A 24,185-nucleotide genomic window follows, 5' to 3' on the forward strand; every position below is an offset into this window, starting at 1 on the left:
CGACGGCTGTCTTCATGTTGTCGTAGACGCCGCGCCCTGGAACACCCTCAAACCCCCGGAAGCCATGCCAGTGGGCATCGAACAGCATCTCATGCGTTTGCAGCAGATAGGCCCGCACCAAGAAGGCGCGGCTGTGCGACAGCTTGATATGGGCGACCTGAAGCTTGATGCGCTCGCCGCCAACATAGGCCCAGTCCTCGCTCCAATCGAATTGAAACGCCTCGCCAGGCTGGAACACCAGCGGAACGAAGACCCCGCGGTCAGTCGTGTGATATGCGCGTTGCCGTTCACCCTTCCAGTCCCGCACAAAGGCCGCAACCCGCTCATATGAGCCATCAAAGCCAAGCTGCACCAGATCGGCATGCATCTGCTTGGCAGTCCGCCGCTCCTTGCGTGATTTGCGCTGCTCAGACAGCAACCAGGCTGTCAGCTTCTCAGCATACGGATCCAGCTTGCTCGGCCGGTCCGGTCTCTGAAACTCGGGCTCGACAATCCCAGCCCGCAGATACTTCTTGATCGTGTTGCGAGATACGCCTGTACGCCGCGCAATCTCGCGAATGGGCATCTTGTCTCGCAGCGCCCATTTCCGAATAACCCTCAAAAATCCCATGTCTACCACTCCAATAGCCCCCAGCTGAATCAAGCAGGGGCAAGGTTGCACATGGGTCAATTCTCAATGACAATTTCTGCTGTTGCCGGGTCAGTTCTCAGTGACAATCAACACTGGTTCACGTCTTGATCATAGGTTTTGGCCTGATTTTTGTCTGGTACGGGATTGAATACGCACAGTTCGGCCTGATCCAAAATTCCCTGATGATGCGTGCCAACCTCATTGTTACCTTTATTTCTGTACCAATCGCCGGAGCCTTCTGGGCAATATTCGCCGGTTACCGGCTTTTTGAAGAAGTCGAGACGTATAGAACAACGCGGAGTGTCGTTAAATGATCGTATCAACCGGCCTTGCCTGTGGCCTTTTGGTCGGCGGCTTCATCTTGCTTGTCCTGCTGCGCGTGCCTGTGGCGTTTGCGCTTGGGCTTGCGACCATCCCTGTTGTGCTGATGGATTTGAGGCTCACACCTTTCATCGTGCTGGATCGGATGTTCCAGTCTTATAACTCCTTCATTCTTTTGGCTGTGCCGTTTTTTCTGTTGGCGGCCAACCTGATGAACTCGGGCAAGATTACCGACAAGCTGATCGACCTTGCGCGGGTGCTGACGGGGTGGATGCCGGGCGGGCTGGGTCATGTGAACGTGGCTGTTTCCATGCTGTTTGCCGGGATCTCCGGGTCGTCCACGGCCGATGCTGCGGGCTGTGGCAAGATCCTGATCCCCGCGATGGTGCGTGAGGGGTATGACCGGCGGTTTACGATTGCGATCACGGCCTGTTCCTCGGTTATGGGGGTCATCATTCCACTGAGTATCCTGATGGTGGTCTGGGGCGGGGTGATGCAAACTTCGGTTGGCGCGCTTTTCCTGGCCGGTGCGATACCGGGGATCATGATCGGCCTTGGCTTGATGGCCACGGTTTACGGCTATGCCAAGGTCTACAACTATCCGATCATCGGGGTGCCGACCTTCCGCGATATCATCACGGCGTTCAAGGGGTCGTTTCTGGCCATGCTGACGCCAGTCTTTGTGGTTGGCGGCATTGTGGGGGGCATCGTTACCCCGACCGAAAGTGCGATCGTCGCGGCGATCTATTCTTTGATCCTCGGCATGTTCGTTTACCGGACGGTCACGGTGCGTGAACTGGGCCAGATTTTCTATGAGACAGGCCGCTTTGCGTCGATCTCATTGTTTGCGATCGGCACGGCCACTGCCTTTGGCTGGCTCTTGGCCTTTTACAACGTTCCCCGCCTGATTGTGACGGTAATGACCAGCATGGAGTTCGGCTATTTTGGCACAGCGTTAGTTATCGCAGCGCTGTTCCTGTTCTTTGGGTTGTTCATTGATGCGATCCCGACCATCATCATTTTGGGAACTGTGTTGATGCCGGTTGCGGCCGCTGCGGATATTCACCCGATTGCCTTTGCGATCATCGGGATCGTGTCTTTGGCCTTTGGGTTGGTGACGCCGCCATATGGGCTGTGCCTTTTGATATCGGCGGCAATCGGGGGCATGAACGTTGTGCAGGTGATGAAAGATGTCGTGATCATCCTGCTGCCGATGCTGTTTATCCTGCTGCTGATTATCATCTTTCCGGAAATCGCGCTTTGGCTTCCGGGTTGGTTGATGCCGCAATCAGTTCGGTAGCCACATATCCAAAACCTAAGGCTGAACAGCTGCACCTGAACCTCAGGTGTATCTGTTCATGCCGCCCACCTATTCATGAAGACGTGAGAGACAAGACATGGAAAAGAAGAGTTACGAGCACATTTCGTTAGAGAGAGCCCGCGCGCTTGCGGCCGCGATCCTTGCAAAGGCGCAGTATTCTGATGAGCATGCATCAAGTATGATTCAGAACATGGTCGATGCGCAGGCACAGGAGTGCCATTCTCACGGGTTGTACCGTTTGCTTGATTGTTACAATGCGGCCAAATCCGGCCAGATCAACCTCACGTCACAGCCAGTGGTGACCGACCATGCCGCAAGCGTCGTCAAGGTGGACGCCCTTCAGGGGAACTCGCTTCTGGCCTTTGAAAAGGGCTTGGTGCTGCTCGCTGAAAAGGCGCGTGCCAACGGGATCGCAGCGATGGCCATCAACAACAGCTTTCACTATTCCGCACTATGGTGGGAGGTCGAGAAAATCTCTGATCTGGGTCTTGTTGGCCTAGCGATGTCGCCTACGCTTCCTTTTGTGGCACCTTATGGCGGCATCAAGCCATTGCTGGGCACCAATCCGATGGCGTTCTCATGGCCCCGTCCGGGGAGTGACCCCTATACGTTCGACTTTGCCACCAGTGCCTCTGCCCGCGGTGAGATTGAGATCCGGCGAAGAAGGGGCGAAACCTTGCCACCCGAATGGGCGATCGACAGTGAGGGCAACCCCACGACCGACGCCGAAAGCGCGATGTCGGGGGCCTTGTTGCCCTTTGGCAAGCACAAGGGTTCGGCCATCTCGATCATGGTGGAGCTTTTGGCCGGTTCCCTGATTGGCGATTTGCTAAGCTGTCAGACCGCCCCGTTGAACACCTCTGACACCAAGAACATCACACATGGAGAGTTGATCATTGTCCTAGATCCTGCGTGCTTCGGCGTCTCATACGAATCTGCCGAAGGGTTGTTCAAGGAAATTGAGGCGCAGGGTGCCCGCCTGCCATCACAGCGCCGCCGAACAGCCAAGCAACGATCGGATAAAGAAGGGTTGTTGATTTCAAGCGAGCTGTTGCAAGAGCTGGATCAACTGGCCAAAGACTAGGCTCGGACCCCTAAGATGAGAGTCAGGCGGCCTGAAACCCAAGCGGCACGGTGCGTGCAACGGCTTGGGCCGCCTGTTGACCCTATGTATGCGGGGCAGATGGGGCCGGAAGCGATCCATTTTCTTGAAAGCGTGCTGCTTGAGACAGATCCGATCGCATCGCCCGAACATGCCCGTATGGTGATGGAAAGCTATCTGGCGGTCGATATTTCGGCAGAGACCGGCGACCCGGTGGAGCTGTCGCTTTCCAACCATTCGCTAGCGCTGCTTGCGGATATGATTGCGGCGATAAGGTCCGACGCGGCTTAGCGCCCCGGGTTGACACGCCATGTTTTAAAAACGGGCCCCGCCAAGACAATCGGCCTGGCCCGGCACCGTATTAACTCTCGTAAGGCTGCCCGCCGATAATGGCCGTCAGAACCAAAGCCCCGAGAATATGACCGCAAGACCACCTGCACAAAGAGCGATCGTTGGAACCAGCCGCCGCGCCCCGATCAGCCCTGATGAAAGCAACGTCAAGCCAAGGGCCACGCGGCCGCCCGCAATCAGAGCGGGCAGAGGATCTTCGGCCAGCCTCAGCATATCTGGATTGGCGATCATGCCCAGCGGGATGATATAAAGGCCAATACCAAGCGCCATCGCGGTCAACGCGACTTTCAACCAATTTTCGCCGATCATTCCGGCCGCAATAAAAACCGCGCCACAGACGGGTGGCGTGATTGTGGACAGGAGTGCGAACCAGAACACGAAAAGATGGGCCTGCAAGGGCGAGAGCCCCAGTTTGATAAGCGCGGGCCCTGCCACGGAAACGCAAATGACGTAGGCCGCGGTGGTCGGCACCTCCATCCCCAAGATCAGACAGGCCAGTGCGGTCAATAACAGCGATGGCCAAAGAAGTCCGCCCGATCCCTCAAGGATGAGGGAGGTAATTTTCACGCCAAGACCGGTAATCGACAGAACGCCGATGATGATCGAGGCGCAAAGGATGATCGCTGCAATCAAGGAAACCTGACGCGCGGCGTTCAGGACGGCGCTTGTCAGACGGTTGGCGATCTGGTTTGGCAAAAAGGTCAGCTGGGCGTTAAAGAACAACAGCAAAGCCGCCGAAAGGATCGCCATCGCGGCCGAATACTCTGGAGTGAAGTTCGCGCCGAACATACCCCATAAAAGTACGGAAAACGGCACAAGGAAGAACAGGGATGTAACGACGACATCCCGCGTTGAGGGCCGGTCGGCCTCTGCCATGCTTTTAAGGGCAAAGCGTCGGGCATAGGCGTTGATACCGACCCAGACAGCCAGGAAATACAGCAGCGCCGGCAGTGCGGCCGCCGCCATAATCCCCGTATAGGGCACTCCGGTCAGTTCAACCATCACAAAGGCCCCTGCGCCCATGAGCGGGGGCATGATCTGCCCGCCTGAGGATGCCACCGCCTCGACCGCCGCAGCAAGGCGTTTGGGATAGCCAAGCTTGGTCATTGCGGGCAATGTAATCGCGCCGGTTGACGCAACATTTGCCGATGCTGAACCGGAAATCGACCCGAATAGTGCTGAGGATAGGACCGAAACCTTGGCTGCGCCGCCCTTTAGCCGACCAGCAGCGGCCGCCGCAACATTCATGAAGCCTTGCCCGGCCTCACCAGCGTTCAGAACCGCCCCAAAGATAACAAAAATGGCCACAACTGTTACCGATACCCCGGTCAGCGTGCCCCAGATACCGCCCTCGGCGACGGTCAATGTCCCAAAGAAGCTTTCTGCGGGGGTGCCGGAATGCCCGAATTCCCCGGGTATGTACTGCCCGAACAACCCATAGAGCAGGGCCAGCCCCGCCACCAACGGAAGCGGCCAACCGATGACACGCCGCGCTGTTTCCAGCACCACCAAAAGAAGTGTTATCGCCACCGCGAGCTGAAAATCGCTTTCGATAAACCCGTATTGGTCCCCAAGCGCTTCACTGTTGAACGCCACCCAAAGCGCCCCGGCGATTCCCAGTCCCGCCAGAATGGTCCCTGTGATCCGCCGCAAACGCGTGCCTGCATCAAGGATCAAGGCGAACGGAAGAATGAAGGCCATATGCAGCGGCCTGCTGACAAGATTTGGCACCAACCCGGAAAATACCAGAGCCAGATGATAGGCGACCAGTGCCATCGCGAGCGCGATCCAGAAATACGCCGCCCAACGGTTCTCGGGTAGTTTTATCATTTACGGGACGTCCAGTTTCAAAATAGCAAACCGCGGCACGGAAACCCCGCACCGCGCATCATGTTACTGCGACGCATGCGTCGCAATTCCCGCTTCTTGATAATACCGCAGGGCGCCGGGGTGGAACTCTGTGGTAATGTTGCCCATCAGGTCTGGCGTAACATTGCCCCACCAAGGTGACGTGTCGGCCATCTTCTCTTTGTTTTCCCAATAGGTCTTGGTCAGTTGATAGGCCGTCTCATCATCCATCTTTGTTGTCGTGAATGCGACCACGGGAAGCGAGGTTGTAACGATGTCCTGCTCTTGGCCGGCATAGGTACCTGCCGGAATAACAATTCGCGTGCGCTTGGATTGGGCGACCTGCTCATCGGTAAGCGAGATCAGGTCCACGGGCGTCGAAGCTGCGGCCTCAACGACATTGGGTGCGGGGAATGACCCTGCGGTGACGAAGCCGTCGATTTGCCCGTTTTTAAGGGCTGCGACTGCGTTGCTTAGCTCTGCGTCTGCGATGTTAACGCGGTCAGACAACCCGAATATATCCAGGTATTTTGCGCCTTCGGTGGCGCCAAAGGACCCTTTGCCCAATAGGATTCTCTTGCCTTCAAGATCGGCGAGCGAGGTTGCTTTGCTGTTCTGGGACATCACAAAGTGCATGGTCAGCGAGGGGATCGGAAAGAGCGCACGTATTTCATCGAAGGCGGGGACGCTTTTGCCTTCGAACATAGCCTTGCCATCCTGAGCGAGGCCTACAAGCGACGGTGGGGTCGTAAAGACATAATCGGCACCGCGCGCGCGCACTTCCATGACGTTCTGAACCGAGCCTTGGCTCTCTTCCATCGTGACAGAGATTTCCCCACCGCTTCCGGTTTTCATAGCCTCGGCAAGTTCGACGCCCATCTGATAGTAGGATGACCCTGATTTGGCGGATTTGTAAGTGACGCGGGTTTCAGCATTTGCCGCGGTCCCCATCAGCCCGACTGCCAGTGCGGCGCAAATTGTTTGTCTCAATGCATTCATAACCGTTTCTTCCTTCAGATCTAACGACGAAATCCCGCGATTCATGTCAGTTGCGGAAAATACCACCGGAGGACTTTGTGGCAGCCCCTTCACATATTGTCGAGACTGCGGCTGTGGTCGCGGCCAGATAACGGCCAATGGTCAGCGTTGTTAGGGAAAAAGGGGTATATTCTGTCAGCGGTACGCTGTTGCGCCGCGCGATACGCCAAAACGGCATGTCCGCGATTGAGACACGCGAACAATAGAGGTAACAGCACGTCCCGCCGGGTTTTTCACCGGCGGGACGGCATTCAGCGTCAGGTCGATCAGACGGTTCCGCCCAAACTGCCCTCAAGCGTGGCAAGTTCTTGCCCGCCGGCCATCAGGTCCTGAAGCTCTTCGGGGGTGATTTCCCCTTTCATTGCGGTGCCGTGGGTTTGGCCCCGGTTGAGCACGGTAAACCGATCCCCAACCGCCATAGCGTGACGCACGTTGTGGGTGATGAATACCACGGCGATGCCCTGTTTGCGCACCTTATCGATCGTTGCCAACACATTGGACGTCTGCCGTACCCCCAAAGCCGAGGTTGGCTCATCCAGGATCAGCACCTTCGCGCCGAAATGCACCGCGCGTGCAATGGCAACCGTCTGACGTTCACCGCCTGACAATGTGCCGACCGCCTGATCCGGTCCGCGCAGGTTGATGCCCATCTTTTTCATTTCGCGCATCGTGATTTCATTGGCATGATCGTGATCGAACAGTCTGATCGGACCGAACTTCTTAATCGGCTCATTGCCCATAAAGAAATTCCGGCTGACGCTCATCAAAGGAATCATCGCAAGATGTTGGTGCACCGTAGCTATCCCGGCCTCAATCGCATCGCGGGGGCGCGTGAAATTCATCGGCTTGCCTTCAAAGATGATCTCGCCCGACGTGGGTTTATGCACACCTGACATCGTCTTGATGAAGGTGGACTTACCCGCCCCGTTGTCACCCAGCAGACAGTGACACTCACCCCCGCGAATATCCACGGACACCCCCGCCAGCGCGATTACACTGCCAAAGTGCTTTTGGATGTTCTTCATCTGGATAATGGGATCGTTCATCAGCGTTCTCCCGTGATAATGCGCCGGATATAGGTGTTCAGGATCACGGCTGCCAAAAGAATAACGCCAAGAAACACGCGGAACAGCGAGCTTTCAACACCGGCGAAAAATAGCCCCTGTTGCACAACCCCAAAGATAAGCGCGCCAAGCGCGGCACCGATCACCGAGCCATAGCCCCCTGTCAGCAACGCGCCACCAATGACCACCGCGATGATCGCCTCAAACTCCTTGAGCAACCCGCGATCGGCACCTGCGGACCCGAACTCCATCACCTGGCATACGGCAAAGACTGTGGCGCAAAAGGCGGTGAACATGAACATCTGGATTTTAACCGCGTTCACCGGAACACCAGAGTTGCGTGCAGCATCGGCGTCACCGCCCGATGCGAAAATCCAGTTGCCAAAGCGTGTGCGCGTCAGCAGCCAATGGCCAAAGATGACCAGCCCCAAAGCCCAGACCATCAGCATCGGAATGCCGTCGACCACAGGTTCGCCCATCCGGTTGCCGCGCTCAAACGTGGCGATAATGCCCATATCGCCCAACCAGTTAAAGATCGGCGCGCCGATCTTGGCCCCAAACAGCGGCGCAAGCCAATCGCCCTCGGCCGCCTCGCGAATACCGCCGATGATGGTCTTGCGCTCAATCGTTTGGGGAATGAAAATTGTGAAACCGCGCAGGATGAACAATGTCGCCAGCGTTACGATGAAGCTTGGCAATCCGGTTTTCACGACGATATAGCCATTCAAGGCGCCGAATGCGACGCAGATCACGAATGTCACAAGGATCGCGATCCACATCGGCCAGCCCAGGGTGACCCCGAAAATCGCGATCATCATCCCTGCAAAGCCAATCATCGACCCGACAGAGAGGTCAAACTCCCCCGATATCATCAAGAGGCAGGCCCCCACCGCAATGATCATGAATTGCGCAGAAACGACCGACCAGTTCATGATGCCTTGCGCATTGAACATGCCGCTGTCGAAGGCAAACAAACCAAAGAAGACAAAGACCGCGACGGTGCCGACAATCCCGCCCAATTCAGGCCGCATCAACGCCTTTCGGACCTTTGACATTTCCTTAATTCTTTCGTCACCACTTGAGACGTCAGACATCCTATTTCATCCTTGTCGTGCTATGAGGGTTCCTTGAAAAAAGGCGACAATAGCCCGCCGCCTTTTTTCATTCTGCCAAAGAGCTTAGCGGTACTCGCCAGCGAACTCTTCAACCTTTTCAAGGCCATCAGCCGTCACAAACCCCGGACCGGAGTTGATGTTGTTGCCTGGCAGAACGCCGTAGCGGTGATAGTTGGTCATCACCACAACCGGCAGGTAAGCCTGCAGGAACGGCTGTTGGTCGATACCCCAATTGATTACGCCCGCCTTGATACCTTTGATGATCTCTTCGCCAAGGTCGAATGTGCCAAAGTAGATGGCACCGGCCATGCCGTTTTCATTCAGCGCCAATAGCGTCGGATCAGCAGAGGTTGGCCCAAGTGTCAGGATCGCGTCAGTTTTCGGGTTGGCTGAGAGGTAAGCCAACACTCGGTTCTTGATTTCGGCAGGGTCCTGACCCGCATCGATCATCTGATTGCCCAGATCCACACCCAGACCGTCCGCGAAACCTTGGCAACGCTCGGCCGACGAAGGTGAGGAGATGTAGTGGTTCACACAGAGGAACGATTCGATCCCGTCACGCGCCGCGCGCTTGCCTGCAGCCAGACCGGCGTCATATTCAGGTTGGCCGACATACATCAATGCACCAACTTCGGCTGCCTGCTCGGGCGTGCCGGTGTTCATGATGATCACATCAACACCGGAGTCCACAGCCGCCATGATTGGCCCCTTGAGAACATCATAGTCGGACAATGTGGTGATGATCCCGTCCGGCTGCGACGCCGCCGCCTGTTCGATGATGCGGGCCATATCTGCCAAGTCACCGGTTGGCGGGTTGCGGTATTCAACGGTTACATCCATCTGTTCACCGGCAAGGGCGATGCCGTTTTTGACGGTGTTCCACCAGCTGTCGGAATCTGGTGCGTGGCTTACGAGGATATATTTCTCACCCTCTGCGGCGGCTTGCGTCGCAGCCAGCAGCGGTGTCGCAGCGATTGCTGCCGTTAACAGCAGCTTTCTCATCGTAGATTTCATGTTTTCCTCCCAAGGAATTTTTTATCCGGACGGTTCAATAAGGGGCATGGCCCCCGCATGTTAGACAATCAAAGCACGGTTTGATCTCTTTTGCAACCGGTTGCAATAATTTCTTCGACTTACCTGTTTTGCGCCTTTAAATAGCTGGAACCCCGGGCAATGCCCGAACATGTCAAAAGGATAGAAACAGACCATGGCGGTAACCCTGAAAGACGTGGCAAGCCGCGCCGGTGTATCGACATCCGCCGTCTCGCGGACCTTTACCGATGGCGCTTCCGTTTCCGAAAAGATGCGGCGCAAGGTCGAAAAAGCCGCGGCGGATTTAGGCTATTCTCCCAATGCCTTGGCGTCCTCTCTGACCACGGGGCGTACCAAGCTTATCGGGCTTGTGTCGAACAATTTTCACAACCCGATTTTTCTGCAAGTATTCGATTTGTTCACTCGCAAGCTACAGGACAAAGGGCTGCGCCCCCTGCTGATGAACCTGAGCGGTGAACATGACGCGGCGACCTCGGTGCGGCGCCTGCAACAATATTCGGTGGACGGTGTTATTGTTGCTTCTTCAACCCTGCCACCAGAATTTTCCCGCGCATTTCGCGATGCCGGTGTGCCGGTCGTCAACAGCTTCGGGCGATTCTCGACCTCGCCGGATGTGCATGTCGTCGGGGTGGACAACTCTGAATGTGGGCGCATGGCGGCCCGCGCATTGATTGAACGCGGCTATACATCCGTTGGCTTCATGGGCGGACCAGAAGCCGCCACCTCGACCCATGACCGGTTTCGGGGATTCGCGCAGGAGCTTGCCAAACACCCCGAGGCCACGCGCCGCCATTCCTTTGCGGATGACTATTCATTTGAGGCAGGCCGTGCCGAGATGCAGCGCCTGATCGCTATCGGAGACCTGGCAGAGGCGTATTTTTGTGGTGATGATGTACTGTCCATCGGCGCGCTATCGGCATTGGCCGATGCCGGCCTGCGGGTGCCCGAAGACATCGGGATTATTGGCTTCAATGATATGGAAATGGCGGGCTGGGCCAATATCAATCTGACGACCATCGGCCAGCCGATAGAGCATATTATCAATTCGTCGGTGGAGCTGATCGTCGCTATGCTGGATGAGCCGGACCGCTATCCTGAGGTCCGGCTCTTTCCCTGCAAGCTGGTAGAGCGGGGCACTTTGCGCCCCGTCCAATCCCGTCCTTAGCGATACATAGGTGGGCGCGCGTCCACCCATTCGCCTTGCTTGGTGGCTGAGGCGACTGCCTGATGTACGGCCGCCATCGACCGCAGGCCGTCTTCGGCTGTGGGCAGCCCGTCACGACGTTCGCCGCGCAGGGCTGATGCAAGATCGACATAGATATTCGCAACGGCCAATGGGAACCCTTCGGGGTGGGCAATGGCCACGCGGCTCAGGCGCTGGGCCTCATCGCTCAGCCCGCTATCGCCCTTTTCCATGATCTGTGTGCGGCCCCCGACGGGGGTGTAATAGACTTGGTTTGGCTCTTCTGAACGCCAGCGCATGCCGCCGGTTTCGCCAAACACCTGAATGTCAAATCCGTGTTGGCGCCCGATTGCGACCGAACTGGTCCAGAGCCGCCCGACCGTGCCACCTTCAAGGCGGAAATTGACCATCGCATCGTCTTCCAGCTGGCGGCTGGGGATTGTCGATGCGAAATCGGCGCTGAGACTGCGAACGGTATCACCTGCGATAAAGCTTGCCATGTGCAGCGCGTGGATGCCGCAGTCTGCAAATTGGCCAGACACCCCGGCCATCGCGGGATCATAGCGCCAGCGCACCCGGGGGTTATCTGCATCGGTCGCATCGCCGTGGTGGCCGTGACTGAAATTGGTCACGATAAGACGCACCTTACCCAATTGCCCACTGCGCACCATTTCGCGCATCTCGCGCACCATGGGATAGGCAGAATAGCAGTAGTTCACCGCACAAATCTTGCCGGTCTTGGCGGCGATTTTCACGATTTCCTCGCCTTCCTCTACCGTCATTGTCATCGGTTTTTCGCACAGCACGTTGAAACCGCCTTCAAGAAAGGCCTTGGTGATTTCAAAATGGGTGGAATTTGGTGTGGCCACTGTTACCAGATCAACGCGGTCCTCGCGCCCGCTCTCACCTTTCAGCATTTCTTGCCAATCGCCATAGGCGCGGTCGGCGGCGACACCAAGGCTTTGCGCATAGGCGCGCCCTTTTTCAGCGTTATGATCCAAGGCGCCTGCCGCCAGCACAAAATTACCATCTGCAAGTGCGCCCAAGCGGTGGGCCGGCCCAATCTGGCTGCCTTCACCGCCACCGATCATGCCCCAATTCAGTTTTTTCATGGGTTATCCTTTACTTAAAGCCAATAGTTTCAAGGAACTCTCGGTTTTTGCGTGCATCACCGACCGGGTCTGGATCAAGCGTCGGATCGCAATCCTGCTCGACGGTGCACCAACCCTCAAACCCGGCGTCCAGCAGGACCTGACGCACGGCTTTGAAATCCACGTCACCCTCGCCCAGATTGCAGAAAATCCCTTGCCCGCAGGCGTCATAGAACCCCGTGCGATTGGCGATCACATCTGCCTTTACCTTGGGGTCGATGTCTTTGAAGTGCATGTAAGAAATGCGGTTGATATGGCGCTTCATGAAGGCAACCGGATCAAAACCCGCATAGGAGTGGTGCCCGGTGTCAAAACATATCTTGAGGATGCCCTCATCCACCTCGTCCAGCAGCCGTTCCAGCTCGGGCTCAAAATCCATGAAGCCTGCAGCGTGGGCGTGAATGCCGACTGTCAAACCGTATTCCTCGGCCCCGATCCGCGCAGTTTCTGCAATGCGATCACGATAGGCGGTCCATTCCGCCTTGTCCATTTGCTCGGCCTCGGCGGCACGTCCCGCAGTTGGCGCACGGCGCGGAGAGATCGAATCGATCAACACCAGGTGCTTGGCCCCATGCGCCTTGAGCGCCTTTGCCGTCCGGTGGGTGGCGTCCAATACGTCATCCCATGCATCAGGATCGTGATAGGGGCGAAAGACCACGCCACCAATCAACTCCAGATCATGTTCTGCCAGCGCTTCGCCCAGCAATGCAGGGTCTTCGGGCATAAAGCCGACAGGACCCAATTCGATCCCCTTATAACCAGCGGCCGCACAGTCCTTGAGGACGGATTGCCACGTTGGGTTGCGCGGATCATCCGCAAATTCGACACCCCAGGAACAGGGGGCGTTGCCAATTCTGATTGCCATTCTTGTGCCTTTCCAATGCTCAGAACGAATTTATGTCTTGCCAGATTTCACTGCGCGATGAGGCCATGGCGGCCGCAATCACGCGGTTCACCTCCATGCCGTCGCGAAAGGTTGGCCAGACGGGTTTGTTTGTTTCGATCGCGGCCAGAAAGTCCCGCGACTCGATGATGATCTGGTCCTGATATCCGGTGCCATGCCCTGGCCCCTGACAAAAGGGTTCGTAGTCCGGGTGCGCCGGGCCGGTCAGGATTTTGGTAAACCCGCGCGTCGCCTCTGGCCCCTCCATCCGATAGAGCCAGATGGCGTTCTGATCCTCTTGGTCGAACCGTATGGCCCCTTTGGTTCCGCTGATTTCATAGGCATAGCCCATTTTGCGCCCCGTCGCGATTCGGCTGAAATACATCTGCCCCATTGCCCCGTTTTCAAACCGGCACATCATCTGGGCGTGGTCATCATTGGTCACCTCGCCGCCGGGGCGGGTTGTATGTACGGTCTCAACAGTTGCGTTGACGCGCGCGATCGGCCCCAAAAGTGCCAGTGCGCCATTGATCATATGCGGTGCCAGATCGCCCATTGTGCCGTTGGCCTCACCGGTGGTGCGCCATGTTGCGGGGGCGTTCGGGTCGGCGTAGAAATCCTCGGTATGTTCGCCGCGAAACCAGGTCACATCGCCGATTGCCCCATCGGTGATCAACTGCCGAGCAAACTGGCTGGCGGGGGTGCGGATGTAGTTGAACCCAACCATATTGGCGACACCCGCCGCCTCGGCTGCGGCAACCATCGCGCGGCTGTCGTCAAGTGATGCGCCAAGCGGTTTTTCGCAAAACACTGGCTTGCCCAAAGCAAATGCGGCCTCGGCCACGTCGCGATGGGTCTCTTGCGGGCTGGCGATAATGATCGCCTCAACCTTGGGGTCGTGTACCAGGGCCTTCCAGTCATCGGTGGGCCGCGCAAACCCGTAGGCCGCGCGGTAACGCTCGGCGCTTTGGGGGGTTGAGGCGCAGACCATCTCCAGCCGTGGGCGCAGCTTTGTGTTGAAAACCGCCCCGACCGCAGACATCGCAACGGCATGGGCTTTGCCCATATAGCCCCCACCAAGGATGCCAATTCCTATCTGTGTCATGTTGTGTCCCCCCCCGCTTTGGAAATATTGTTTGCAACCGGTTGCAAAACTTGTATCTTGAGAATCTAAACCCTGCAAGCTGCATTCGGCAACAGTGCCGGATTTTCCCAAGAGGATCGCGCCGATATGACCGTTCAACAAGACACAGTCCACCTTACGACCGCGCAAGCAATTATTCGCTGGTTGTCCAATCAGTTCATTGAGATAGATGGCGAGGAACTGCGCGTCTGCGGCGGTGGTTTTGGCATTTTCGGCCACGGCAATGTCACCTGTCTGGGTGAGGCCCTGTACGGCGTGCAGGACCAGCTTCCCCTGTATCGCGGCCAGAACGAGCAAAGCATGGGATTCGCGGCGGCGGGCTATGCAAAGCAATGGCTGCGCCAGCGGTTTATGTTCTGCACGGCCAGTGCCGGGCCAGGCACGACGAACCTGTTGACCAGTGCCGCACTGGCCCATGCGAACCGGCTGCCGATGTTGTTGTTGTGCGGCGATACGTTCCAGACCCGTCTGCCCGACCCGGTCCTGCAACAGATGGAGAATTACAACGACCCGACCTTTGGTGTGAATGATGCGTTCAAGCCGGTCGTGCGCTACTGGGATCGTATCACCCATCCCGCGCAAATCATCCAGTCGCTGCCCAATGCATTGGCGACGATGCTGGACCCTGCTGATTGCGGCCCCGCTTTTCTGGGGTTGCCGCAAGATGTGCAGGGCTGGGCATATGACTACCCCGCCGTCTTTTTTGAAAAGAAGGTCCACCGCATTCGCCGCCAATCCCCTGACATGCGCGAGATTGCCGATGCAGTCACCGTGTTGTCGGGTGCGAAACGCCCGATGATCATTGCGGGCGGGGGCGTCCAATATTCGCGCGCGGTTGCCGAATTGACGGCTTTTGCCGAAGCGCATCAAATTCCGGTCGTAGAGACCATAGCGGGGCGGGCCAATATGCTGGCCACCCACCCGCTGAATATCGGGCCGCTTGGTGTGACAGGGTCCGACAGCGCCAATGCAATCGCCAAACAAGCCGATGTTATTGTTGCAGTTGGCACGCGGCTTCAGGATTTCACCACAGGGTCATGGACGGCCTTTGCCAAGGATGCCCAGCTCATCTCCGTGAACGCCGCGCGCCACGACGCGGCCAAGCACCGCTCCCTTCCTGTCGTGGGGGATGCCAAGCTGTCGCTGACCGCGTTGGGTGATGCGCTGGACTACGCAGCCCCGAGCGGCTGGGTTGCCGAGGCGCAGGGCCATCGCGCAAAATGGGATGACTATGTTGCCGAAAACGTGGCACCGGGCAATCGCCCCAATTCCTATGCGCAGGCGATCGGTGTTGTGAATGACCTATGCGATCCGCGTGACCGTGTGGTTGCCGCAGCCGGTGGATTGCCTGCCGAGGTGACAGCCAACTGGCGCACATTGGATATCGGCACCGTGGATGTGGAATTCGGGTTTTCCTGCATGGGCTACGAAATTGCGGGCGCCTGGGGGGCCCGTATCGCCCAAGCGCAACGCGAACCTGACAAGGATACCATCGTGTTCTGCGGGGACGGGTCTTATCTGATGCTCAACTCGGATATCTACTCTTCTGTCCTCACGCAAAAGAAGCTTATCATCCTTGTGCTTGATAATGGTGGCTTTGCCGTCATCAACAAGCTGCAAAACAACACCGGCAACGAAAGCTTTAATAACCTGATTGCGGACACGCCCACGGCCACCGCGCAATTTACCGTTGATTTTGAGGCGCACGCCGGTGCCATGGGGGCCAATGTCGAAACCGCAGCCAACCCGGCAGAACTAGGCGCAGCGTTCACGCGGGCCAAAGCCGCTGAAAAAACCAGCGTGATTGTGATGAAGGTTGACGCCTATGACGGCTGGACCAAACAAGGGCACGCCTGGTGGGAGGTCGGCACCCCCCATACCACCGAAAGCGATCGGGTGCGCGCCGCCCACGAAAATCAGGAAAGCGGGCGTTCATCCCAGCGTAGGGGGGTGTGATGAAACGCTTTACGGCCGATACCGCCAACCCGGCAGAGATCATAGATGAGCTGCTGCACGGGGGCGGTGCTGTCGGTATTTCCGGCCTGTTCACCCCACAAGAGGTCGCCGATGCCCGCGCGATCGTTATGGCCCACTCCGAAGGCTCCGCCGAAAAGGTGACGCATTTTCAGGGTGCTGCCGCCGAAGACGGCAAGCTGGACCTGCAACGCCGCGTCTGGAACCTTTTGGCCAAGGGTGAGGTGTTCTCACGCATGGCGGCGCATCCCAAGCTGATGGAAATCCTGCGTGCCTTCCTTGGGACCGAGTTCATCATGGGCTCTATTGCCGCCAACCGTATCCTGCCCGGCGGTCCGGGACAGGAACCGCATGTGGATTACCCTTATTGGGATTTCCATAAGCCCGAGACCCACCCCATCGGGCTTAACGGGTCATTTCCCATGAATGCGCAGGTCTCGGTGTTGCTGGACCCGTTCACACAGGAAAGCGGCGCAACCGGTTACGTGCCCGGATCGCAAAAAGAGCTGCGCTATCCGACTGCCAAAGACAATTTCTTTGACAAAGTCGCGCAGATGACCGGTCAGCCCGGCGACGTCGCCTTGTTTTACGGGGCAACGTGGCATTGTGCGATGCCCAACAACGCAGACCATGATCGCAGTGCGATCCTGATCCAATACCTGCCCAAATGGGTCAAGCCGATGGAAGACATGCCCGGCGCACTGTCGCAAGAGTTTTTGGACCAGGCCAGCCCGGATCTGCGTCAACTGCTTGGGCTGAATTATCCCTATCCCGAGGTGCTGGATGCGGCGCGGGGTGGTAACACAGAGGGCCGAAAATGATTCTGGACGGTATCGAGAAACGTAATTTCCTTGTGATCGGGCGCGTTGGAATGGACCTGTCGCCTGCCCCTGCAGGCACACGCACGCGCGACGCCGAGACAATGATGGTTGCCATGGGTGGCAGCAGCGCCAATATCGCGGCGGGGCTGGTCAAACTTGGGTGCAGGTCGGCCTTGGTCACCTGCGTGTCGGATGATGCTGTGGGTTGGTATTGCGAAGGCCAGCTGGACGCCTATGGGGTTGATCGCACCCACGTCAGGCGCATCCGGGGCGAAGAACGCACCTCTCTCGCGGTATATGAGACCCGTGTGGAAGAGCATCAAAGCGTCATCTATCGCAACAACGCCGCCGACTTCAGGATGAGCATCGAGGATGTCGAGGCGGTGGATTATGCGCAATACGGTGCCTTGATCACGGCTGGCACCGTGTTTGCCGCCGAGCCGTCCCGCGCGGCTGCATTTCGGGCGTTCGAGCTTGCCAAAGCTGCGGGGCTGCCGATCATCTTTGACGTGGATTACCGCCCCTATAGCTGGCCATCGGCCGAGGTCGCCGCTGATGTCCTGTCGCGTGCCGGGGCTTTGTCGGATGTGATTGTCGGCAACGACGAAGAATTCGGCTTTATGGCAGGTGATATTGCACAGGGTCTTGATAAGGCCCGTGAACTGGCGGGATCATCCGCCGGAATTGTTGTTTACAAGATGGGCCCCGAGGGGGCTGTCACATTCGCCGATGGTACAGAAATCCGTACCGGCATCTTTCCAACCAAGGCCCTGAAACCCACAGGCGCAGGAGACAGCTTTATGGCTGGCTTTCTGTCCGCTTTGGCGGATGGCCATCCGATGCGCAATGCTGTTTTGCGCGGATCTGCCTGTGCATCCATCGTTGTAGCCAAGCCCGGCTGCGCCCCCGCCATGCCCGACATCGCCGAGCTTGAGGCTTATCTTGCCTCACATCCCGGCCCCACCGACTGCTGAAAGGAACTTCCATGCATATCGCGCCCCATGACAACCAGAACAAACCTATCGTCGATGCAGATGACCCGACGGTTCCCCTGAACTATTTCAATATCGTCAAGCTTAAGGCGGGCGAGGCGTTCAACTATCAGGTTCCCGGCTATGAAACCTGCATTGTACCCGCAACCGGCACAGTTGATGTTGATGTTGAGGGCGTGGCATATGCCGCCCTTGGCAAGCGCCGGACCAATGTTTGGGATGGCGATCCCGAAGGCGTCTATGTGCCATCCGGCGCCAAGGTGACCATCGTCGCCAAAACCGACACTGAAACCTTTATTGCGGGGGCAAGGTACGACAAGGTTCTGGATCCTTTCGACGTACGCCAACATGATTTTGTGCAATACGGTTCTGATGATACCAAGACACATCGTTGCATAAAACACATCCTTGGTCAGAAACAGCACGACAAGGTTGGCCGCCTTTTGGTGAGTGAGCTGTTTACGGTCGGTCAGGGTGGCTGGTCCGGGTTTCCGGCGCATAAGCACGACACAGACCGCAAGGACGCCGATGGCAACATCATCGAAACCCGCCATGACGAAACCTATAACTTCCGGTTCCGCCCCAATCACGGCGCGGGCGTGCAGATCATCCAGCATGAAGAAGGTGTTCCCGGTGATGCCTATCAACTGATGGACGGCTCCACGATACTGCTCGGCTCGGGTTATCACCCCTGTGTCGTCATGCCCGGCTATGAGATGTATTACTTCACCATTCTCGGTGGCCATACCCAGCGCAGCTTGGTGCAGTTCTTTCAGCCAAGCCATGCGTATCAGATCGAAACGATCCCCGGCATCAAGGACATGGTCGCCAAGTTCAAATAGTACGCCTTTGCGCGTTCAACCCCGGACAATAAGATGCCTACAAAGGGCGGTTTTCATAAAGGTAGCAATCCATGACCTTGGTCACACTGAAAGATGTATTACAACCGGCCTTGCGCGACGGCTATGCCGTTGCCGGTCTGGTCACCCTCGGCTGGGAGGACATGCGCGCCTTTGTGGCGGCAGCCGAAGCGGAGGGGGTGCCCGTGATCTTGCAAGCGGGGCCATCATGCCGCGAGCACACGCCGCTTCCGGTGCTGGGCAAGATGTTTCGCCATCTGGCCGAAGCGGCCTCGGTGCCGGTCGTGGCCCATCTTGATCACGGCTACACCGCCGAGGAGTGTCGTCTGGCAATCGACAGCGGCTTTACCTCGGTGATGTTTGATGGTTCACGCAAACCGCTTGCGGAAAACATCGATGAAACGGCCGCAATCGTCGAAATGGCCCATAGGGCAGGCGTGTCATGCGAAGGTGAGATCGGCTTTGTCGGCTATTCGGGCGGCGAAAGCTCTGCCGGTACCGACCCGGCCGAAGCTGCGCAATTTGCGCGTGGCACGGGCGTTGATGCCATGGCGATTTCCGTTGGTAACGTCCATCTGCAACAAGACAAGGAAGGCGGGTTGGACGAGGCCCGCATCCATGCGATCGCCGCACAGACAAACGTCCCGTTGGTTATCCACGGCGGTTCCGGTGTGCCGGTGGCGCAACGCACCGCCCTTGCCCGCGGCACCAGTATCTGCAAATTCAACATCGGCACCGAATTGCGTATGGTCTTTGGTCAGGCGCTGCGTGATGCGGTGAACGCGGATCCCGACCGCTTTGACCGGGTGCAAATCCTCAAAGAAACCCATAACCCCGTTATGGAGGCCACACGCGGCGTGCTGCGTGCCTTCAAAGGAGCATGAAATGTTGAGAGTTGGACTATTGGGCTGCGGGCGCATCGGGCAGGTCCATGCGCGATCCATCGGCCAGATCGGTACCGCGCGCGTCTCGGCTGTTGCGGATGCATTCGCCGAACCCGCGCAATTGCTGGCCGCGCAAACCGGCGCGCAGGTCATGGACAGCCATGCCCTTATCGAAAGCCAAGAGGTTGACGCAATCGTCATCGGCACCCCGACAGATACACATTATGATCTGATCCACGCAGCCGCCCGCGCCGGCAAGGCCATCTTTTGCGAAAAGCCTGTTGATATGTCTGCTGACCGCATCCGCGATTGCATCGCGGTTGTAGAGGCGGCGGGTGTGCCTTTTATGACAGCTTTCAACCGCCGTTTTGATCCGAATTTCGCCAATGTGCAGGCCCGTATCGCCGCCGGAGAGATTGGCGCGGTTGAGATCGTGACCATCCAGTCGCGCGACCCGTCCCCGCCGCCGGTCAGCTATATCAAAAGCTCTGGCGGGTTGTTTCGCGACATGATGATCCACGATCTGGACATGGCGCGGTTTTTGTTGGGCGAAGAACCCGTCAACATCTATGCGGTCGGCTCATCCCTTATCGATCCCGAAATCGGACGCGCGGGCGATGTCGACACCGCCGCCGTAACTCTGACCACCGCCAGCGGCAAGATTTGCCAGATATCGAATTCGCGCCGCGCGACATATGGCTATGATCAACGGATCGAAGTGCATGGAAGCAAGGGTATGCTGCGCGCGGAAAACGTTCTGGAAAACTCGGTGGAAATCGCAACGGAAGCGGGTTTTCGCAAAGCGCCCGCGCAACATTTCTTTCTGGAACGCTATGAGGCGGCCTATCGCGCTGAAATGCAGTATTTCCTACGCGGTCTGCTTGAGAATACGCCGTTCTCTCCGGGGATTACTGACGGATTGCGCGCCCAACTGCTTGCGGATGCGGCAACACAGTCGTTGCAGCAGGGGGTGGCGATATCCGTTGCTTGAACCGCGGATGAGCAAGTTGCAAACTCGGTTGGAGTGCGGCGACTAGGGCAAAGCGTGGTTTTGATTGGTGTCGGTCGGTAATGTGTTGCCGACACGCAAAGCAGGGTCAAAACCCGTAACAAGAAGCTATGCAGTCAAGCAGTGCACGGTTGCCGCCGTGCCGGGGAGTTCCTTTCAATGGTGTTTCTTAACATCTGGATTGGGCGCTCAATCGCATTGGTGGTACAAAAGCGCTTTTGCACGGTTGGCGACCCGCCCCAGCTAATGCCGCCCTGAACAAAAGCTTCGCACTCTTTTCAAAAGAGTAGGCGGGCCAACTGTCGAAAGGGTGCTTTTCAAGCAACATCGATTCGGCTTCGTATTGGATATTGCCCCAGACACCAGCGCACATCCTCCACGCCGGGGCAATCCAGCCGACGATAGCTGCACAGGCTCTCGGTGCGCATGAGCGAGGCGTAAGCGTCATCTCGGCACTGAGGATCATGTTGGCGGCACGCAGCTCATTATTATATACTCCCCGCCGCATTCATCGTCGTGGCCAGAGCATAAACTTCGGATGATGAGCCCTCGCTGTCCAGGCGCAATCCGGGCAACGAGCGGTTGAGTGACGTCGATTGTCTGTTGCTGAATCTCAATGAGGTAACGGTGAAGGCTGTCGTCCAATCGCTGATGATCTGCGACTGTGGCTTGGGTCTGGGCTACGCCAGAGGTGATCTCGGGGTGGTGCAAAGTCATGCCCTTTGAGGTGAAGGCGTCGTCAAGAAATCCCTTCTTTCGCATAACTATCAAAGACACCTTGAAAGGGGCCATGACATAAGAAACTGGTTGGGGAGCAAGAGGAACGGGTTTACCTTGCCCCGCCCCGGAGACTACAGCCCATAAACCGAAAAGGCCCCCGAAGATTAGCACCGCAGGAATGCATCGGCCTTCTAATCGTTCCCCCGTTAGTGGTCGATTATTTTTAAAGGACCAGCTGGTATTCAGTGTCAGGATCCCCCGTTATGAGGGTTACTTCCTGCGCCATGGTCAAGGCATGGCGGCGAGAGTGCATGGTTGGTCGACACATTGCTGGATTGGCTCACCCATCACCTAAATTCTTAAAGTGTATGGCGAAAGCTTATGGTTCATGCGGGGCAACTCACGGCTGGCCGTAAACGGTTCGCCATCAAGATGGTCTGTCGACCAACCCGTCTGAGAAGTTGCCTTTTGTTTTTCCGGGGTAAAAGTCGCAGATTTTTGCATCGCAACAGGGAAGGCAGACATTGGGTTGAGCGTCTTGGCTTCAGCACAGGGATTAAGGTCGTCGGGGCAGGAGAATGGAATGTGCGCGGGTCTGGCGCAAGGTCCTTGCGGGGAAAAAAGAACCTCGAACATCGGAGGTATTGTGTAACTTCGCCAATCACTTCGGTACGGACATTCCAAATTTCTTTCAATATGTTACTTGCATTGCTAAGTCGGTTCATAGATGTAGTATTAAGTAAATCTTACAGTTATATTAAATTTTAGAACCTTTGTGTTAAGCTTTTCATCGTGTAAAGCTGCTGGATGCGGATCGCTGTATTGAAGCGTTAGGCACAAGGGACGAGGGGCGCGGTGTGATTGGGAAGATAGCACCGCTCAATTGCTATTCGGGAGGTAAGTTAATGAAAAAAAACAACAAAGCAGGCGGAGCATTAAGCCGTCGGGATATTTTGCGGTTTGGTTTGGGTGGTTGCACAGTCGCGAGCATTGGTTTCGGATTTACATTGGCGGGCGGCAGCAAGGCACTGGCCGACGTGGTTGCAGATGAGGCTGAAAAGCGCGCCAATGCCGAGCACATCATGACGATGGGCTTGGATGCGACGCTGAACCAGTTCCCGGGCCGTGTGGGTACGCCACATATGGTCTGGATTCACGGCGCGCCAGAGTTCAAGGCCGCTGTCGAGGCCCAGAGTGGGGGCCGCATCTATGTTGAGGTGCATGACGGCGGATCACTTGGCGGGCAGGCTGACCTGTTGAAGAAGGTGCAGCAAGGTGTCGTTCAGGCGGGCAGCTGTACCACGCAGAATGCCGCACAGATGGTGCCCTTACTGAATGTTCTTGATGTGCCTTATGCGATCGGGACGGATGATGACAACTTCTGGCGGTTGTTGTTCAGCAAGGAGTTCAATGACACGCTGCGCGCAGCGACCGAACAGCGCCGGGTCACATTGGCATTTACCCACCCTTGGCGGCGCATGCTTTTGTTGTCGCGCAACGTCGCGACAAAGGTGCGTTTGCCTGAGGATCTGACGGGTATGAAGGTGCGCGTCACGGCGTCGCGGTTTGAGCAGCTTGCCTTTCAGATTCTGCCGACGAGCGCCACGCCTATCGCCTGGTCGGAAACCTTCTCCGCGCTGAAAGACGGCGTGATGGAGGGGATGCATATCGGGCCCGGTTCATGCTTTGACGTGGGGATGGCGCCAGTTGTCGGTCAGATCGTTGATACGGATTGGATGTATAATACCGACTCTATCTGGGTCAGCACGAGATGGCTCGACAAGTTGGACCCCGACCTGAAAGAGGCGGTCATGGAAGCGGCCTATCTGGCACAGGTCCATGTCTGCGACACCTATGAGACGATCTTGCGCGATACCATTGGTGTGATGCCGGGTTCGCCGCAAAATGCAGGATTCCCCGGTGCCGGTACGGTCGTGAACTTTTTGACCGAGGAGGAACGTGCCGTTTGGCGTGATGCGCTTTCGGTTGAAAAGAACCCCTCTTTGCAAGAAGCCATCGATAACTACGGGCGCGACGCCTACGAAATGGTTGTGAAAGTGGCCGCAGGTTCGGGTAGCCCCGAGCCGGTGCGCTGGTGGAAGCTCTGACCTTTTACAGGCAATTATAAAAACGCGCGACCCGCCGCTTTGTGGCGGGTTCAACGATGGGGGGTGAGGTTTGCGACATTATCTTAAACTGGTGGATCAGTATTTGGAGGATGCGCTGAATGCGATCCTTTACATGTTTATCATCGCTATAATTTTCACAGAAGTCTTTGCCCGTTACGTCCTTCAGTCGTCGATACTCTGGGCCTATGAGACCGCGATCTATGCCTTCATCTGGCTGAGCTATCTTTCCATGGCGGGTATGGCGCGGGACCGTTCGCATCTTTCGGTGACGTTCTTGCGCGATCTGATGCCGCAAAGTGTGCAGCTGGGTTTGTTCCTTTTGTCGGACGTGCTGCTGATTGTGTTGGCAAGCGTCGTTGTCGTTTTTATACGCCAACCGCTTCAGGACGTTATCGATTTTGAGCAGATGATGGTGGCCATTGATATACCGTTCTGGATTGCGCTGCTATCGGTTCCGGTGGGATGGTCCTTGGTGGTTTTGCGTGTTTTTCAGCGCATGGCCACATCGATCAACAGATACCGGCGCGGGCTGCCACTTATGCCTTCTGCCGCCGCTGTTGCGACTGATTGAACCTTAGAAAAACGAGGGAA

At 57.0% G+C, this 24,185-nt stretch carries 22 protein-coding genes; 13 read left to right on the top strand and 9 right to left on the bottom strand.

Annotation, left to right across the window (positions count from 1 at the left end; translation table 11 throughout):
- Positions 1-610 (bottom strand): IS21 family transposase (istA, locus tag AKU94_RS06285; protein ID WP_157056377.1); only part of this gene is annotated, 610 nt, incomplete at its 3' end.
- Between the two features lie 125 nt (positions 611-735).
- Between istA and AKU94_RS06290 the strand changes: the two genes are divergently transcribed.
- The 4 genes from AKU94_RS06290 to AKU94_RS06305 all read left to right on the top strand — a co-directional run bounded on the left by AKU94_RS06290 (position 736) and on the right by AKU94_RS06305 (position 3,666).
- Complete coding sequence (locus tag AKU94_RS06290; protein WP_050526468.1) at positions 736-945, top strand: hypothetical protein; 210 nt, start codon at positions 736-738, stop codon at positions 943-945.
- The gene (locus tag AKU94_RS06295) at positions 942-2,252 is read left to right on the top strand and encodes a TRAP transporter large permease (protein WP_050526469.1); all 1,311 of its coding nucleotides are present in this window, start codon (positions 942-944) and stop codon (positions 2,250-2,252) included. The genes AKU94_RS06290 and AKU94_RS06295 overlap by 4 nt, the downstream gene beginning before the upstream one ends.
- A gap of 97 nt (positions 2,253-2,349) precedes the next feature.
- Complete coding sequence (locus AKU94_RS06300) at positions 2,350-3,357, top strand: Ldh family oxidoreductase (RefSeq protein ID WP_050526470.1); 1,008 nt, start codon at positions 2,350-2,352, stop codon at positions 3,355-3,357.
- Between the two features lie 15 nt (positions 3,358-3,372).
- Positions 3,373-3,666, top strand: a complete 294-nt coding sequence (locus AKU94_RS06305; RefSeq protein ID WP_157056446.1) for a hypothetical protein — start codon at positions 3,373-3,375, stop codon at positions 3,664-3,666.
- Positions 3,667-3,771: 105 nt separating this feature from the next.
- Here the strand turns inward: AKU94_RS06305 and AKU94_RS06310 are convergent, their stop codons facing one another.
- The 5 genes from AKU94_RS06310 to AKU94_RS06330 form a co-directional block, all read right to left on the bottom strand.
- The gene (locus AKU94_RS06310; protein WP_050526472.1) at positions 3,772-5,556 is read right to left on the bottom strand and encodes a TRAP transporter permease; all 1,785 of its coding nucleotides are present in this window, start codon (positions 5,554-5,556) and stop codon (positions 3,772-3,774) included.
- Between the two features lie 63 nt (positions 5,557-5,619).
- Complete coding sequence (locus AKU94_RS06315) at positions 5,620-6,573, bottom strand: TAXI family TRAP transporter solute-binding subunit (RefSeq protein WP_050526495.1); 954 nt, start codon at positions 6,571-6,573, stop codon at positions 5,620-5,622.
- Between the two features lie 305 nt (positions 6,574-6,878).
- The gene (locus AKU94_RS06320) at positions 6,879-7,658 is read right to left on the bottom strand and encodes an ATP-binding cassette domain-containing protein (protein ID WP_050526473.1); all 780 of its coding nucleotides are present in this window, start codon (positions 7,656-7,658) and stop codon (positions 6,879-6,881) included.
- Positions 7,658-8,770 carry an ABC transporter permease gene (locus tag AKU94_RS06325; protein ID WP_050526474.1) on the bottom strand — a complete coding sequence of 371 codons (1,113 nt, stop codon included), beginning with the start codon at positions 8,768-8,770 and terminating at the stop codon, positions 7,658-7,660. Before AKU94_RS06325 ends, AKU94_RS06320 begins: the two co-directional genes overlap by 1 nt.
- 84 nt (positions 8,771-8,854) lie before the next feature.
- Positions 8,855-9,805: a sugar ABC transporter substrate-binding protein gene (locus tag AKU94_RS06330; RefSeq protein WP_050526475.1), complete on the bottom strand. Its 951-nt coding sequence runs from the start codon at positions 9,803-9,805 to the stop codon at positions 8,855-8,857.
- A 193-nt stretch (positions 9,806-9,998) separates the two neighbouring features.
- Here AKU94_RS06330 and AKU94_RS06335 point away from each other — a divergent pair, with 193 nt between their 5' ends.
- Positions 9,999-11,009 carry a LacI family DNA-binding transcriptional regulator gene (locus AKU94_RS06335; RefSeq protein ID WP_050526476.1) on the top strand — a complete coding sequence of 337 codons (1,011 nt, stop codon included), beginning with the start codon at positions 9,999-10,001 and terminating at the stop codon, positions 11,007-11,009.
- On the opposite strand, the gene AKU94_RS06340 is transcribed toward AKU94_RS06335, so the two are convergent.
- From AKU94_RS06340 to AKU94_RS06350, 3 genes are read right to left on the bottom strand one after another with little or no spacing between them, the layout of a single operon-like run.
- Positions 11,006-12,139, bottom strand: a complete 1,134-nt coding sequence (locus AKU94_RS06340; RefSeq protein WP_050526477.1) for a Gfo/Idh/MocA family protein — start codon at positions 12,137-12,139, stop codon at positions 11,006-11,008. The genes AKU94_RS06335 and AKU94_RS06340 overlap by 4 nt on opposite strands.
- Before the next feature lie 10 nt (positions 12,140-12,149).
- On the bottom strand, positions 12,150-13,043 hold the full coding sequence (locus AKU94_RS06345) for a TIM barrel protein (RefSeq protein ID WP_050526478.1): 894 nt from the start codon (positions 13,041-13,043) through the stop codon (positions 12,150-12,152).
- Positions 13,044-13,062: 19 nt separating this feature from the next.
- Complete coding sequence (locus tag AKU94_RS06350; RefSeq protein WP_198144852.1) at positions 13,063-14,166, bottom strand: Gfo/Idh/MocA family protein; 1,104 nt, start codon at positions 14,164-14,166, stop codon at positions 13,063-13,065.
- Positions 14,167-14,292: 126 nt separating this feature from the next.
- Between AKU94_RS06350 and iolD the strand changes: the two genes are divergently transcribed.
- From iolD to AKU94_RS06395, 8 genes are all read left to right on the top strand, one after another.
- Positions 14,293-16,161 (top strand): 3D-(3,5/4)-trihydroxycyclohexane-1,2-dione acylhydrolase (decyclizing), encoded by a 1,869-nt coding sequence (iolD, locus tag AKU94_RS06355; RefSeq protein ID WP_050526480.1) that lies wholly within the window; start codon positions 14,293-14,295, stop codon positions 16,159-16,161.
- Positions 16,161-17,000, top strand: a complete 840-nt coding sequence (locus AKU94_RS06360) for a phytanoyl-CoA dioxygenase family protein (protein ID WP_050526481.1) — start codon at positions 16,161-16,163, stop codon at positions 16,998-17,000. The genes iolD and AKU94_RS06360 overlap by 1 nt, the downstream gene beginning before the upstream one ends.
- Positions 16,997-17,974 (top strand): 5-dehydro-2-deoxygluconokinase, encoded by a 978-nt coding sequence (gene iolC / locus AKU94_RS06365; protein WP_050526482.1) that lies wholly within the window; start codon positions 16,997-16,999, stop codon positions 17,972-17,974. Before AKU94_RS06360 ends, iolC begins: the two co-directional genes overlap by 4 nt.
- Positions 17,975-17,985: 11 nt before the next feature.
- Positions 17,986-18,834 carry a 5-deoxy-glucuronate isomerase gene (locus AKU94_RS06370; protein WP_050526483.1) on the top strand — a complete coding sequence of 283 codons (849 nt, stop codon included), beginning with the start codon at positions 17,986-17,988 and terminating at the stop codon, positions 18,832-18,834.
- Between the two features lie 71 nt (positions 18,835-18,905).
- Positions 18,906-19,736, top strand: a complete 831-nt coding sequence (locus tag AKU94_RS06375) for a class II fructose-bisphosphate aldolase (protein WP_050526484.1) — start codon at positions 18,906-18,908, stop codon at positions 19,734-19,736.
- A 1-nt stretch (position 19,737) separates the two neighbouring features.
- A complete protein-coding gene (gene iolG, locus AKU94_RS06380) occupies positions 19,738-20,727 on the top strand; it encodes an inositol 2-dehydrogenase (protein WP_050526485.1) in 990 nt (329 codons plus the stop codon).
- Positions 20,728-22,370: 1,643 nt separating this feature from the next.
- Positions 22,371-23,573, top strand: coding sequence for a TRAP transporter substrate-binding protein (locus AKU94_RS06390; RefSeq protein WP_050526487.1), 1,203 nt, complete (start codon positions 22,371-22,373; stop codon positions 23,571-23,573).
- Positions 23,574-23,643: 70 nt separating this feature from the next.
- Entirely contained in the window at positions 23,644-24,165 is a 522-nt protein-coding gene (locus AKU94_RS06395) for a TRAP transporter small permease (protein WP_050526488.1), read from the top strand.
- Positions 24,166-24,185: the final 20 nt, after the last annotated feature.

Source organism: Pseudorhodobacter aquimaris, assembly GCF_001202025.1.
In the GTDB taxonomy this organism is placed as follows: Bacteria; Pseudomonadota; Alphaproteobacteria; order Rhodobacterales; family Rhodobacteraceae; genus Pseudorhodobacter; species Pseudorhodobacter aquimaris.

Bases quoted from the DNA above. Each gene is read 5' to 3' on its own strand.
- AKU94_RS06335 (WP_050526476.1), top strand. From the start codon at position 9,999: ATGGCGGTAACCCTGAAAGACGTGGCAAGCCGCGCCGGTGTATCGACA.
- AKU94_RS06350 (WP_198144852.1), bottom strand. From the start codon at position 14,166: ATGACACAGATAGGAATTGGCATCCTTGGTGGGGGCTATATGGGCAAA.
- iolG (WP_050526485.1), top strand. From the start codon at position 19,738: ATGTTGAGAGTTGGACTATTGGGCTGCGGGCGCATCGGGCAGGTCCAT.
- AKU94_RS06390 (WP_050526487.1), top strand. From the start codon at position 22,371: ATGAAAAAAAACAACAAAGCAGGCGGAGCATTAAGCCGTCGGGATATT.
- AKU94_RS06325 (WP_050526474.1), bottom strand. From the start codon at position 8,770: ATGTCTGACGTCTCAAGTGGTGACGAAAGAATTAAGGAAATGTCAAAG.
- AKU94_RS06370 (WP_050526483.1), top strand. From the start codon at position 17,986: ATGCATATCGCGCCCCATGACAACCAGAACAAACCTATCGTCGATGCA.
- AKU94_RS06360 (WP_050526481.1), top strand. From the start codon at position 16,161: ATGAAACGCTTTACGGCCGATACCGCCAACCCGGCAGAGATCATAGAT.
- AKU94_RS06315 (WP_050526495.1), bottom strand. From the start codon at position 6,573: ATGAATGCATTGAGACAAACAATTTGCGCCGCACTGGCAGTCGGGCTG.
- AKU94_RS06310 (WP_050526472.1), bottom strand. From the start codon at position 5,556: ATGATAAAACTACCCGAGAACCGTTGGGCGGCGTATTTCTGGATCGCG.
- iolD (WP_050526480.1), top strand. From the start codon at position 14,293: ATGACCGTTCAACAAGACACAGTCCACCTTACGACCGCGCAAGCAATT.
- AKU94_RS06295 (WP_050526469.1), top strand. From the start codon at position 942: ATGATCGTATCAACCGGCCTTGCCTGTGGCCTTTTGGTCGGCGGCTTC.
- iolC (WP_050526482.1), top strand. From the start codon at position 16,997: ATGATTCTGGACGGTATCGAGAAACGTAATTTCCTTGTGATCGGGCGC.
- AKU94_RS06300 (WP_050526470.1), top strand. From the start codon at position 2,350: ATGGAAAAGAAGAGTTACGAGCACATTTCGTTAGAGAGAGCCCGCGCG.
- AKU94_RS06305 (WP_157056446.1), top strand. From the start codon at position 3,373: ATGAGAGTCAGGCGGCCTGAAACCCAAGCGGCACGGTGCGTGCAACGG.
- AKU94_RS06320 (WP_050526473.1), bottom strand. From the start codon at position 7,658: ATGAACGATCCCATTATCCAGATGAAGAACATCCAAAAGCACTTTGGC.
- AKU94_RS06340 (WP_050526477.1), bottom strand. From the start codon at position 12,139: ATGAAAAAACTGAATTGGGGCATGATCGGTGGCGGTGAAGGCAGCCAG.
- AKU94_RS06345 (WP_050526478.1), bottom strand. From the start codon at position 13,043: ATGGCAATCAGAATTGGCAACGCCCCCTGTTCCTGGGGTGTCGAATTT.
- AKU94_RS06375 (WP_050526484.1), top strand. From the start codon at position 18,906: ATGACCTTGGTCACACTGAAAGATGTATTACAACCGGCCTTGCGCGAC.
- AKU94_RS06330 (WP_050526475.1), bottom strand. From the start codon at position 9,805: ATGAAATCTACGATGAGAAAGCTGCTGTTAACGGCAGCAATCGCTGCG.